At 68.8% G+C, this 12,173-nt stretch carries 11 protein-coding genes; 7 read left to right on the top strand and 4 right to left on the bottom strand.

Annotated elements, in window-relative coordinates:
- Positions 1 to 31: 31 nt before the first annotated feature.
- Positions 32 to 2,020, bottom strand: coding sequence for a DNA topoisomerase IV subunit B (gene parE, locus Y958_RS08350; protein ID WP_088871637.1), 1,989 nt, complete (start codon positions 2,018 to 2,020; stop codon positions 32 to 34).
- Between the two features lie 149 nt (positions 2,021 to 2,169).
- Here parE and Y958_RS08345 point away from each other — a divergent pair, with 149 nt between their 5' ends.
- Positions 2,170 to 2,565, top strand: coding sequence for an acyl-CoA thioesterase (locus Y958_RS08345; protein WP_088871636.1), 396 nt, complete (start codon positions 2,170 to 2,172; stop codon positions 2,563 to 2,565).
- A 223-nt stretch (positions 2,566 to 2,788) separates the two neighbouring features.
- Here Y958_RS08345 and Y958_RS08340 read toward each other — a convergent pair whose 3' ends face one another.
- From Y958_RS08340 to Y958_RS08330, 3 genes are all read right to left on the bottom strand, one after another.
- The gene (locus Y958_RS08340; RefSeq protein WP_088871635.1) at positions 2,789 to 3,034 is read right to left on the bottom strand and encodes a hypothetical protein; all 246 of its coding nucleotides are present in this window, start codon (positions 3,032 to 3,034) and stop codon (positions 2,789 to 2,791) included.
- Between the two features lie 273 nt (positions 3,035 to 3,307).
- Positions 3,308 to 3,736: a response regulator gene (locus Y958_RS08335; protein WP_004272572.1), complete on the bottom strand. Its 429-nt coding sequence runs from the start codon at positions 3,734 to 3,736 to the stop codon at positions 3,308 to 3,310.
- A 207-nt stretch (positions 3,737 to 3,943) separates the two neighbouring features.
- Complete coding sequence (locus Y958_RS08330) at positions 3,944 to 6,646, bottom strand: M1 family metallopeptidase (protein ID WP_186291123.1); 2,703 nt, start codon at positions 6,644 to 6,646, stop codon at positions 3,944 to 3,946.
- A 229-nt stretch (positions 6,647 to 6,875) separates the two neighbouring features.
- On the opposite strand from Y958_RS08330, the gene Y958_RS08325 reads away from it, so the two are divergent.
- The 6 genes from Y958_RS08325 to Y958_RS08300 all read left to right on the top strand — a co-directional run bounded on the left by Y958_RS08325 (position 6,876) and on the right by Y958_RS08300 (position 12,171).
- Positions 6,876 to 8,099 (top strand): YdcF family protein, encoded by a 1,224-nt coding sequence (locus Y958_RS08325; RefSeq protein WP_186291122.1) that lies wholly within the window; start codon positions 6,876 to 6,878, stop codon positions 8,097 to 8,099.
- Positions 8,100 to 8,211: 112 nt separating this feature from the next.
- Positions 8,212 to 8,604, top strand: a complete 393-nt coding sequence (locus tag Y958_RS08320) for a RidA family protein (RefSeq protein ID WP_004272210.1) — start codon at positions 8,212 to 8,214, stop codon at positions 8,602 to 8,604.
- Between the two features lie 195 nt (positions 8,605 to 8,799).
- Positions 8,800 to 9,153 (top strand): GNAT family N-acetyltransferase, encoded by a 354-nt coding sequence (locus Y958_RS08315; RefSeq protein ID WP_186291121.1) that lies wholly within the window; start codon positions 8,800 to 8,802, stop codon positions 9,151 to 9,153.
- A gap of 89 nt (positions 9,154 to 9,242) precedes the next feature.
- Positions 9,243 to 11,486, top strand: a complete 2,244-nt coding sequence (locus Y958_RS08310; RefSeq protein ID WP_186291120.1) for a molybdopterin-dependent oxidoreductase — start codon at positions 9,243 to 9,245, stop codon at positions 11,484 to 11,486.
- 71 nt (positions 11,487 to 11,557) lie between these two features.
- Entirely contained in the window at positions 11,558 to 11,782 is a 225-nt protein-coding gene (locus Y958_RS08305) for an AbrB/MazE/SpoVT family DNA-binding domain-containing protein (protein ID WP_088871631.1), read from the top strand.
- A complete protein-coding gene (locus tag Y958_RS08300; protein WP_088871630.1) occupies positions 11,779 to 12,171 on the top strand; it encodes a type II toxin-antitoxin system death-on-curing family toxin in 393 nt (130 codons plus the stop codon). Before Y958_RS08305 ends, Y958_RS08300 begins: the two co-directional genes overlap by 4 nt.
- The last annotated feature ends 2 nt before the right edge of the window (positions 12,172 to 12,173 follow it).

The raw sequence follows: 12,173 nt of genomic DNA, 5'->3' as shown, positions 1-12,173 counted from the left end.
CCGGGCGTCCGCCTAAGCTTTCAGCCGGCGCTTAAACGTCCAGGTCCTGCGCGAACTTGGCGTTTTCCTGGATGAACTTGAAGCGCAGCTCCGGCTTGCGGCCCATCAGACTTTCCACCAGGCTGGCCGTGTTCTCCGCGTCGTCCTTCTGCTCGGGGTCGCGGATGTCCGGCACCGTCACGCGCAGCAGGGTGCGGCGCGCCGGGTCCATGGTGGTTTCCTTCAACTGGCTGGGCTGCATCTCGCCCAGGCCCTTGAAGCGGCTGATCTCCACCTTCTGGTTGGCCTTGAACACGTTGGCCAGCAGCTCGTCCTTGTGGGCGTCGTCGCGGGCGTAGCGGACGTTGCTGCCCTGGGACAGGCGGTACAGGGGCGGCAGAGCGAGGAACAGGTTGCCGTTCTCGATCAGCGACGGCATCTCACGGTAGAAGAAGGTCATCAGCAGCGAGGCGATGTGGGCGCCGTCGACGTCGGCGTCCGTCATGATGACGATGCGCTCGTAGCGCAGCCGCTCGGCGGAGAACTCCTTGCCGGCGCCGCAGCCCAGGGCCTGCACCAGGTCGCTCAGTTCCTGGTTGCCGCGCAGCTTGTCCGTGCTGGCCGAAGCCACGTTCAGGATCTTGCCGCGCAGGGGCAGGATGGCCTGGGTCTCGCGGTTGCGCGCCTGCTTGGCGCTGCCGCCGGCGCTGTCGCCCTCGACGATGAAGATCTCGGTGCCTTCGGAGCTTTGGCGCGAGCAGTCGGCCAGCTTGCCCGGCAGGCGCAGGCGGCGGGTGGGGGCCTTGCGCGCCATGTCCTTGGCGGCGCGGCGCCGCGCCCGCTCCTCCGCCTTTTCCACCAGGCGGTCCAGCAGCACCTTGGCGGCGTCGGGGGCGGCCGACAGCCAATGGTCGAAATGGTCCTTGATGGCCGCCTCGGTCAGGCGCACGGCCTCGGCACTCACCAGCTTTTCCTTGGTCTGGCCTTGGAACTGCGGGTCGCGGATGAAGACGGACAGCAGGATGGTGGCGCCGTCCACCACGTCCTCGGCCGTCAGGGACGGGCCCTTGCGGTTGCCCACCAGCTCGCCATAGCCTTTCAGGCCGCGCGTCAGCGCCTGGCGCAGGCCCTGCTCATGCGTGCCGCCCTGGGGCGTGGGGATGGTGTTGCAATAGGTGTGGCTGAAGCCCTCGTCATCCTCGGGCCAAGCCACCGCCCATTCCACCCGGCCGGCCTGGTTGGGGAAGTCGGCCTGGCCCGCGAAGGCGGTGGGGGTGACGGTGCGCCGGTCCTTGAGGGCCGACATCAGATAGTCCAGCAGGCCGTTGGGGAAGTGCAGGGTCTCGGCCGCCGGCACGGCGCTGTCGTCGGCCAGCAGCGACGGGTCGCAGCTCCAGCGGATTTCCACGCCCCGGAACAGATAGGCCTTGGACCGCGCCATGCGGTACAGCCGCTCCGCCTTGAAGTGCGCGCCCTCGCCGAAGATCTGGGCGTCGGGGTGGAAGCGCACCAGGGTGCCGCGGCGGTTGTTCACCGGGCCGGCGTTCACCAAGGGCGTCAGGGGCACGCCGCGGCTGTAGCTTTGTGTGTAGAGCGTGCGGTCGCGCGCCACCTCCACCGTCAGCTGGTCGGTCAGCGCGGTGACGACGGACAGGCCCACGCCGTGCAGGCCGCCGGAGGTGGCGTAGACCTTGCCGCTGAACTTGCCGCCGGAATGCAGGGTGGTGAGGATGACCTCCAGCGCCGACTTGCCTGGGTATTTCGGGTGGTCGTCCACCGGGATGCCGCGGCCGTTATCCCGGATGGACACGGTGCCGTCGGCCGCCAGTTCCAGGTCGATGCGGGTGGCGTGGCCGGCCACCGCCTCGTCCATGGCGTTGTCCAGCACCTCGGCCACCAGATGGTGGAGGGCGCGTTCGTCCGTGCCGCCGATGTACATGCCGGGACGACGGCGGACAGGCTCCAGCCCCTCCAGGACCTCGATGTCCTGGGCGGAATAGCTGTCTTGCTTGCGGGCGGTGTTCTGGAAAAGGTCGCTCATACCCCATTATAGGAGTGGGCGTCGCCGCAGTTCAAGGACCGGGGCGGCGGATCAGCCCCGATAACCACCACATTTTGTAAGGATGGACGCGGGTATCCTCCAAATCAGGGGTGCCCGGCCAGGAGTGTGGACCCCAGGAGTATGGAACAATGAACGACCAACCGCCCACCCCCGATTTCTCCACGGCGCCGGCGCTGCGCACCTTCGCCATGCCGGCGGACACCAACGCCAACGGCGACATCTTCGGCGGCTGGGTGCTGTCGCAGATGGATCTGGCCGGCGCCGCCAAGGCCGTGCGGCGGGCGCGGGGCAAAGTGGCGACGGTGGGCATCGAGGCCATGAAGTTCTACCGCCCGGTGGCGGTGGGCGATGAGCTGAACTGCTACACCGAGATCCTGGCCGTTGGCCGCACCTCCCTCCGCGTGCGCATCGACACCTGGGTGCGCCGGGGCGCCACGGGCGAGGCGGTGCATGTTACCGAAGGCGTCTTCACTTACGTCGCCATCGGCGAAGACGGCCGTCCCCGCCCGGTTGAGGCGGAGTGATTTAACTCCCGGGCCAGCAAAAGCACCCCCCAGCAAAAGCCCCCCTAGGCCCCGACCGGGGCCGCCGCAGCGAGCACCGCAGTATACGGGAAAGGGGCGCGCAGCGAGGATAGCCAAGGGGCGGATGCCCCGCCGGCGCCTGAGGCAAACGAACAAACGAAAACAGGCCCGTTCCGATGCGGAACGGGCCTGTGAACGCTAGGCCAAAGCCCCGACGAAGTGCTTAGTTGCCCTTCGGGGGTTCGGTCGTGGAGGGCTCCGGCGTGGCCGGGGCCGGGGTGGCGTCGGACGGGGCCGGCGCCGGGGTGGCAGTGCTGTCAGCCGGGGCGGCGGCCGGCGGTTCGGCGGCCGGCGCCGCAGGGGCGGCAGCCGGGGCTTCGGTCTTGGCAGGGGCCGGGGCGTCGTGCTTGTCGCAAGCAGCCAGGCCAACCAACAGAACCGGGGCGAGCATCAGGGCTTTAAAGCGCATATTCCTCTCCTTCTATGCGTCTTTACGCGCGGATTGGTTCCGCACGTCTTGACGTCGTGGCCCGAGGCTCCCGAGCCACGACAATGATTTTGCAGCACCTTCCGGCGGAATTAAGGCAACGCGGCCGGCCAATGCGGGAAACCCTGCCGGCGCGTTAACCACGACGGAACGCTACCGCCTTGATAACACGCCAGTCTGGACATCATTCCAAGCAGGAATTCGTCCTAAGCCTTTTTGACCCGGGGGCGGGCGCCACTCAACGGGGATTTCCGTCTAGTCCCTGGGTGCGGCAAGCCGCCGCAACGCCAAGTCCAGGGCCGACTTCAACTGTCCCGCGGAATATGGCTTTTGCACGAAGCCCAATGGATAGGTCAGGCTGGCCCGCGCCATGGTCTGCTCGTCCGTGTAGGCCGATAGGAAGACCGACCGCAGGCTGAATTCGTTCCTGAGTCGCCGGGCCGTGTCGATTCCATCCACGGTGCCCTTCAGGCGGATGTCCATGAGGGCCAGGTCGGGATGGCTGCTGGCGGCCAGCGCGATGGCCTCGGGTTCGGACGCCGCGATGCCGCAGACGTAATAGCCCAGATCCTCGACCGTCAGGCGAATGCCCAAGGCCACTAGGGCGTCATCCTCCACGATCATCAAACGGACTGCGGCGTCATCGCCGTCGTCGGCGTCCCGGTTGATTTCTGCCTGACTCATGCTTCCCCTGACTGGTCATCCCCGACGCGATGCCTTGTGGAAGCCGCCCCCCGGCGTGCGCCCCACGCATATCCTCATGCCCAGGCCTAATGGCCAGGTCGGGACCCAAGGCCCCATTGCAACACTGTTCCTTCAGTAGGTACAGCAAGCCACGGGCCTAAACAATTCAGCCAGATGATCGAAACTTTCGGGGTTACACTTTAGGGATTATTGCTTTTGTCCCGGTGTTTGCGTTTGGGGCGGGGGGCCGGCCCGTTGGGCCGCGCACAGGCGGATGCGTTCCACCGCCTGGTCCACCGTGCGCCCGCCGCCCTCCAGCTCGGCGGCCATGGGCCGGAAGAAGCCCTCCACCTGGTCCGCTGCGGTGGCGCTGCACAGCCCTTCCAGCGGCAGAGTCAGCGCACCCAAGGTGGCGGAGGAACCGCGGGCGCGCAGATGGGCCATATTGGCCTGGACCCAGGCCCAATAGGCGGGAACGTGGCTGGATTCGCGCCCCTGGCCGCGAATCAGCATGTTGACCTCGTTCAGTTTCAGCCAGGGCGCGAACACCATGTCGCGCACCTCCGCCGCCAGGGTGGGGTCGGTCACCCGGTTCAGGGCGTCCAGCGCCATTTCCCGCTCTTCCGCGTCGGTGGAGGATCGCAGCTGGTCGACCAGGCCATTGATGTAGGGACGCCCCAGTTCCTGGGCCATGACCGCCATGCCCGTGGCCCGTATTTCCGCCGGCGGCTGGGTGTCGGACGCCCGCATCAAGGCCATCAGGCGGGCCCGCACATCCTCGTCCCTCAGCTCCAGCGCCAGGAAAGCCACCAACCGGTCGCGCAGCAGGGCGGTGTTTTCCGGCGCCACCCGGTCCAGCTTGCCCGGTGTCAGCCCCACGCGGGCCAGTACCGGCCGCCAGGCCTGCAGCAGGAACAGGCGCAGGGCGGCGCGGTCGCTGTCGGTCGGCGCCTGCTCCAGCAACTGCTTCAGCCGGGGGAAGGGCGCGGAGGCCACGTCCCAGGCCGGCACGGTGGCCAGGTTGACGGCGGCTGTGAGGTACAGCGACTGGGGCTGGTGGCCGGCCGCGACTTCGCCCCACAGGCTTTCCAGCAGGGCCAGCTGCTCCGCCGCCGGCAGGCGCGGCAGCACAGCCAGCAGCCGGCGCCAGTGTTCGGTCGTCAGCGACAGCCGGAAATAGCCGCTGCCGGTGGCGTTGGGGATCAGCACCGCCGGGCAGGCGGACTGGCTGAGGGAAAGGGTCTGGCGCGCCGCCGTCACCATCATGCAGGTGGTGGCGCCGGCCGCGCCCGGCCGCACGCACAGGGGCAGGGTCCAGTGGGCTGCTGTGGCAGCCTCGGAACCCAGGGGGCGGTACCGGCGCTGGGCCGTCAGAACCTGCAGGCCGGTGCGGGGGCAGGTCCAGCCCAGCGACAGGCGTGGCACGCCCGGCAGGTTGATGTAGGAGCGCAGGGAATCGACCAGCACCGGGTCATGCTCCGTGTCGGCCAGGGCGCCGAAGAAATCCTGGGCCGTCGCCACGCCGTCGATATGGCGGCGCAGGTGCGTGGCCACCGCCTTGCGGAAGGCGTCGGGGCCGATATAGCCCTCCACCATCGACAGCACGCCGGCCCCCTTGCGGTAGGTGATGTTGTCGAAGGCGGTCTCGATGTCGCTGGTGGTGGCGATGGGCTGGTGGATGGTGCGGGTGGAGGCAAGGGAGTCCAGGTCCATGGCCTCCAGCGCCTCCTGCTCCACCACGCGGGCGGTCAGCATGCGCGGTTGCCAGGCATCCACCACCTTGGGCGCCAGCCAACTGGCGAACGCCTCGTTCAGCCAGATGTCTTCCCAGCCGGCCGGCGTCACCAGGTCGCCGAACCATTGGTGGGCGATTTCATGGGCGTGCAGCACCAGGAAGCGGCGGCGCGCGTCCACCGTGTCATCGGCCTTCACCAGCAGGCGCTGCTCGCTATAAATGATGGTGCCGGCGTTCTCCATGCCCACGGCGTCGAAGTCGGGGGCCGCGATCAGGTCCAGCTTGCCGTAGGCGTAGGGGATGCCGAAATAGCGTTCCATCGTCAGGAACAGGCCGGGCGTGACCGACAGGGCATAGGCCAGGCGCGGACCCTTGCCATGCAGGGCCACGCCGCGCAGGGGGATGGGCCGGCGGCGGGCGCCGCTGGGCGGAATGGTCGGCCCCTTCACAATGTCCAGCGGGCCCACCGCGAAGGCCAGCAGGTAGGTGGGCAAGGGCCGGGTGGGCGCGAAGGTCAGGCGCCGGCCGCCACCGGGCACCGCCTCCTCCCGCACGGGCAGGGTGTTGGTCACCGCCTCGTCCCCCGCCTTCACCGTCAGCGTGATGTCATAGGGCGTCTTGAAGCGCGGCTCGTCGAAGCAGGGCCAGGCCTGGCGGGCGCTGATGGCCTCGAACTGGCTGAAGGCGTAGTTCAGCCCCTTCTCACTGACGCGGTAGAGGCCGTCCAGCGAGGGGTCGAAGGGGGCGGTGTAGGTGAAGCGCAGGATCAGGGTCTGCGGCGCCAGCGACCGGGGGAAGCCCATGCGGGCCACGCCGTCCGGTGTCACCTGGTCCCAGGTGGCGGGCAGATGCTCCCCCGCCGCCGTCACCACCTCGGCGGACGCCATGTCCAGGTCGCGGCCGTTCAGCCAGATATGGTCCGCCGCCTTGCTCAGCGCGATCTTGATCTCCACCTGGCCGGAATATTCGGTCTGGTCCGGGTCTATGGTCAGGTTCAGGCGGTAGCGCAAGGGGCGCGCCGTATCGGGCAGGCGCACGGTGGGCACCACCTCTTCCGTATCGGCCTGCGCCTTTGGGGGCTTGGGCTTGGCCGCCCAGGCGTCGGCCCGGGGCGGCAACAGGCCCGCGAGGACCAGGGCCAGGAACAGGACCGTGAGGCGGGGAAGGGTGGGCAAGGCGGTCGGTGTTTCCTGGCTGGGCGGTCGTCGAATGCCGCGCACTATGACCGTGACGTTCCACCGTGCGCAACGTCCCGATGCGGCTAGGACTTCGGGCAAGGGGGGCCCCGCGCATGGTCATGCAAGCGACGCTGTTCCCGTGTAGGGTGTCGCGACTTTAACGGACTGAAGGCTTGGAAATATGCGGTGCTGGGCGCGTGTGGCGGCGATTGCCGTGATGGCCGGAATGGCGTGGGCGGGAGCGGCGCCGGCGGCAGAGCCCACGATGCCGGCGGCCAAGCCGCTGGTCTATAAACAGCCCCTGCGCGATAAGCTGTTCTATGGCTTGAGCCTGCTGTCACGCGACCCGCAGGCACAGGCGGCCGTGGCGACCGCGCCGGACCTGAACCGCCTGGCGGCGGAGCGCCGTGCCCGGGCGCGTGGGTCGATGGAGGCCTGTGGCGGCGACACCGGCTGTTACGTCCGTGGCTTCGACTGGTCGGACGCGGAAGTGGCGGCGGCCGGCCAGGCTTTGGCCGCCGCCCTGAAGGCACGTCCGGAGGCCGCGCGACGCCTGGCGGCGGCGCTGGATGCCAGCGGCCTCTACCCCGCGGCGCCGGGCCAGGATGCCGACGTGGTGGTCCGCGCCTGGACGCAGTCCGCGATTACCGCCCATCACATCCTGGCGGTCTACGGCCTCGGCGAGAAACCACGCGGCCCCGCCATCGACGGCCCCGCCTATGACGTGGCCACGCCGGCGTACGGCACGCTGGTGAAAAGCGCAGTCTCCGTCCTGGTGGACGGCCTGATGGATGACAGCTCGTTCTTTGAGCCGACCGAGGCTTTCGCCCTGCTGCTGTTGCAGATCAACCGCCGGGATGAGGCTGGCCGGTTCGAACCCATGGAGGCGGGCGAGAACAAGGCGGCGGTCGCGCGCCTGAAGACCGTCAACTGGGCCAAGTACCCCTACACCGCCCTGGTGGTGCCGGGCTATGGGCCGGAGACGGCGGGTGTGGCCCTGTCGGCCCCCGGGCTGCTGCGGGTGCAATTGGCGGCCAAGCGCTGGCATGACGGCAAGGCGCCGGTCATCATCGTCAGCGGCGGGAACGTCCATCCCAACCAGACGCCCTACAATGAGGCGCTGGAGATGAAGAAGGCGTTGGTCCAGGACTATGGCGTACCGGCCGACGCCGTCCTGGTGGAACCGCACGCCCGCCACACCACCACCAACCTGCGCAACGCCGACCGCCTGATCTATCGCTACGGCATGCCTATGGACCGCAAGGCCCTGGTGGTCACCGACCTGGGGCAGAGCGGCTATATCACCGAGGACCGCTTCGCCACCCGCAACCAGGAGGATTTGGGCTATGTCCCCTTCACCGGGCTGGAGCGGGTGTCGCCCTTCGATGTGGCCTACCTGCCCACCCTGTCGGCCCTGACGCTGGACGCCGGCGATCCGCTGGATCCCTGAAGCGCATCAGCCCTGCTTTCCCGCTGCTGGATCATAAAAAACCAGACGTTATGGTGTCGGCGCAATTAAACTGCGCCGACATCAAGCCCGGCGAATAATAGGGAACTGACTCATGGGTAGGCAGAAGGTTGAGGTGGCGTCCGCCTGGGGGGAGGCCATCGGCTATTCGCGGGCGGTCAAGGCCGGCGACCTGATTTTCGTGTCCGGCACCACCGCCAGCGGCGGCCCGGACGGCAAGGCCTTCCACCCCGGCGACGCCGGCGGCCAGGCCAAGGTGATCCTGGAACGCATCGTGGCCGCCCTGGCCGAACTGGGCGCCGGGCCCGAGCATGTGGTGGAGACCCGCATCTACCTGACCGACATGGCCACCTGGCAGGATGTAGGCCGTGCCCACGGCGCCGTCTTCGGCGGGGCCAAGCCCGCCACCACCATCGTGCAGGTGGGCCCCCTGATCTCCCCCGACCTGCTGGTGGAAATCAGCGCCACCGCCTCGTTGGCGCCGTAAGGCTGGCGCGGGGCATGGCGCTGACCGTCAGGCAGGAGGGCCCGGATGACGCCGCCGCCATCGCGGCGGCGGTGCGGCGGGCCTACGCCGACGTGCCCTACAGTGACCATCGTGAGCATCTGATGATCGCCCGCCAGCAGCGACAGCGCCGCCTGGATACCGGCGCTGTCGCTGCTGGCGGAGGAGGATGGCCGGGTGGTGGGGCACATCCTGCTGACCCGGGCCGCCATACGCGGGGCCCGAGGCTCCGTCCCCACCTTGGCCCTGGCGCCCCTGTCCGTCGTGCCGGAATGGCAGGGGCGGGGCGTGGGCGGCCGGCTGGTGAGGGCGGCGCACCAGCGGGCGCGGGATTTGGGCTACGGCTCCGTCGTCCTGGTCGGCATCCCGGACTATTATCGCCGCTTCGGCTACCGGCCCATGGCGGACCATGCCATCGCCGTGCCTTTCACGGTGTCGGCGCGGAACTGCATAGTCCTGGCGCTGACGCCCGACGGCCTGAGCGGCGTGGAGGGCATGGTGCAGTACGCGCCGGAATGGATGGACGGCTGAGGGACGGGCTAGCGACCGCTAGCGTCCATACTGGACAGCGACACCGCCACCATCGATAGTTGGGCCACAATAACCTGGGAGGCCCGCCCGTGACCGGTACTGAAACCGTCGCCCACCGTATCTGCCCCTTATGCGAGGCGTGCTGCGGCCTGGAGGTCACGCTGGTGGACGGCGCCGTCACCCGTATCCGGGGGCATGACGCCGATGTGTTCAGCCACGGCTACATCTGCCCCAAGGGCGTGGCGCTCAAGGACCTGCACGAGGACGCCGACCGGCTGCGCACACCGCTGATCAAGCGTGACGGCCGCTTTGTCGAGGCGACGTACGAAGAGGCCTTTGCCGAGATCGAGCGGCGGCTGACGCCCTTGCTGGAAACCCACGGCCGCGACGCCGCGGCCACCTACATCGGCAACCCCGCCGCCCACAAGATGGGCCTGCTGCTGTACACGCCGGTGCTGGCGCGGGCGCTGGGCACGCGCAACATCTACTCTGCCTCCACCCTGGACCAGATGCCCAAGCAGCTGTCCAGCGGCCTGATGTTCGGCCATTGGCTGAGCATCCCCGTCCCGGATATCGAGCGCACCCGGCTGATGGTCATCCTGGGTGGCAACCCCATGGCGTCCAACGGCAGCCTATGGACGGTGCCCGACTTCCGCGGCAAGGCGTTGGACCTTAAAGCGCGCGGCGGCCGACTGGTGGTGATTGACCCAAGGCGGACGGAGACGGCGGCCCTGGCCGATGAGCATCATTTCATCCGCCCGGGCAGCGACGTCTTTCTGCTGGCGGCCCTGGTGCACACCCTGTTCGATGAAGACTTGGTGCGGCTGGGCCGGCTGGCGGACCATGTGGCGGGCGTGGAGGAGTTGCGCGCCGCCATCGCCCCCTTCACCCCGGAACGGGTCGCCGTGCACACCGCCATCCCTGCCGATACCATCCGGGCCCTGGCGCGGGACCTGGCGGGCTCGGCGCCGGCGGTGTTGTACGGCCGTATCGGCACCTGCACCCAGGAATTCGGCACCCTGGCCAGCTGGTTGGTGGACATCGTCAACGTCCTGACCGGTAATCTGGACGCCCCCGGTGGGGCGATGTTTCCCAAGGCAGCCGCCTTCGCCGCCAACACGGTGGGGAAGGGCGGCACGGGGCGCGGCGTGCCGCTGGGCCGCCGCCGCTCCCGCGTGTCCAACGCGCCGGAGGTGTATGGCGAGCTGCCGGTGGGGTGCCTGGCGGAGGAGATCGAGACGCCGGGCGAGGGCCAGGTACGGGCCCTGTTCACAGTGGCCGGCAATCCCGTGCTGTCATCCCCCAACGGCGATCGCCTGGCCCGGGCGCTGGACCAGCTGGACCTGATGGTCAGTGTCGACATCTACCTGAACGAGACGACGCGGCATGCCGACGTCGTCCTGCCCGGCGTGTCGCCCTTCCAGGACAGCCACTACGACGTCGCCTTCCCCCAGCTGTCCTACCGCAACCACGCCCGCTACAGCCCGGCTCTGCTTCCCCGGGGCGAGGGCGTTTTGGCGGAATGGCAGGTGCTGCTGAAGCTGGCGGCCATCGCGGAAGGCAAGGGGGCCGATGCCGACCCGGCGGCCCTGGATGATACCATGGCGGCGACGGAGGTGGCGCGCTGGGCGGGCGACCATGCCGCCACCGTCCTGGCCGCCGTCTCGCGCTGGACGGGGCCAGAGCGCCTGCTGGACCTGGCGCTGCGCGCGGGCCCCTATGGCGACGGCTTCGGCCGCAAGCCGGGTGGCCTGACCTTGGCCGCCGTATCGGACAGCGTGGGTGGCATCGACCTGGGCGCCCTGCAGCCTCGAATTCCGGAGGTGTTGCGCGCGCCCAGCGGCCGCATCGAGCTGGCGCCCGACATCCTGGTGGCGGACCTGGCCCGCGCCGTGGCGGCGCTGGACCAGCCGGCGCCGGATCTCGTCATCATCGGACGACGCGACCTGCGCTCCAACAACAGCTGGATGCACAACCTGCCCATCCTGGCCAAGGGGCCGTTCCGCTGCACCGTGCTGGTGCACCCGGATGATGCCCGCCGTCATGGCGTGGTGCACGGCGGGAGGGCCCGCCTATCCCGCGCCGGCCGGGTCATCGAGGTGCAGGTGGCCGTCAGCGCCGACATGATGCCCGGCGTCGTCAGCCTGCCGCATGGCTGGGGCCACGACGCCGATGGCGCCCGCCTGGGCCTGGCCAGCCAGCGCCCCGGCGCCAACCTCAACGCGCTGCTGGACGAGAACCTGCGGGACCCGCTGTCCGGCAACGCCGTGCTGAGCGGTGTAGCCGTGACGCTGGAACCGGCGCCGCTGCCGGCGGTGCAGGCGGCGGAGTAGCCAGGTAATGGGGACATTGACGTAGGAACATTTGTTATTACATAGTATGTGGCGATGTGAGGAGCGCCCCCATGCACACCACCAAGTTGACCAAGGTTGGAAACTCAACGGGCATCACCATCCCCCGCGATGTGCTGACGGAGGCGCGCCTGGATCGGGGTGATGAGGTCACGCTGTCGGTGCGCGACGGGCGCATTGAGATCGCCAAGTCCAGCGACGATTACAGCAAAGCCATGGAGGCTGGCCGGGCATTTTCCACCCGGTACCGCCGCGCCATGGCGGTGCTGGCCAAGTGACGGGACTCGTCCTCCCGCCTATCGAAGCGATCATTGACCTGCACACGGAACTGCTGGCGGAACACGGCGGCGCGCCGGGCCTGCGGGATCGTGGGGCGCTGGAGGCGTCACTGGCCCGCGCCCATCAAATCGTCGCGTATGCCGAGAACCCGGTCACGGTGTTCGATCTGGCGGCGGCGGTATGCGTCAGTATTCTGCGCAACCACCCCTTCGTCGATGGCAACAAACGCGCCGGCTTCGTCGCGTTGGGAACCACCTTGATCCTGAATGGACTTTTCTTGGACGTGAGCGAGCGGGATGCCGCCGACATGATCCAGTCCGTCGCTGCTGGTGACCGGTCGGAAGAAGCGTTCCGCCGGTGGGTAGCCGACAACAGCGTCGAAGGATGAGC

Origin of the sequence: Nitrospirillum viridazoti CBAmc (genome assembly GCF_000730165.1) — a bacterium.
Lineage (GTDB): Bacteria > Pseudomonadota > Alphaproteobacteria > Azospirillales > Azospirillaceae > Nitrospirillum > Nitrospirillum viridazoti.
The sequence above is the reverse complement of the archived record's forward strand: the minus strand, read 5'-3'. Positions and strand labels throughout refer to the sequence as shown.

What these genes read in the sequence shown, in the direction of transcription:
- parE (WP_088871637.1), bottom strand. Translation starts at nt 2,020, where the DNA reads ATGAGCGACCTTTTCCAGAACACCGCCCGCAAGCAAGACAGCTATTCC.
- Y958_RS08345 (WP_088871636.1), top strand. Translation starts at nt 2,170, where the DNA reads ATGAACGACCAACCGCCCACCCCCGATTTCTCCACGGCGCCGGCGCTG.
- Y958_RS08340 (WP_088871635.1), bottom strand. Translation starts at nt 3,034, where the DNA reads ATGCGCTTTAAAGCCCTGATGCTCGCCCCGGTTCTGTTGGTTGGCCTG.
- Y958_RS08335 (WP_004272572.1), bottom strand. Translation starts at nt 3,736, where the DNA reads ATGAGTCAGGCAGAAATCAACCGGGACGCCGACGACGGCGATGACGCC.
- Y958_RS08325 (WP_186291122.1), top strand. Translation starts at nt 6,876, where the DNA reads ATGGCGTGGGCGGGAGCGGCGCCGGCGGCAGAGCCCACGATGCCGGCG.
- Y958_RS08320 (WP_004272210.1), top strand. Translation starts at nt 8,212, where the DNA reads ATGGGTAGGCAGAAGGTTGAGGTGGCGTCCGCCTGGGGGGAGGCCATC.
- Y958_RS08305 (WP_088871631.1), top strand. Translation starts at nt 11,558, where the DNA reads ATGCACACCACCAAGTTGACCAAGGTTGGAAACTCAACGGGCATCACC.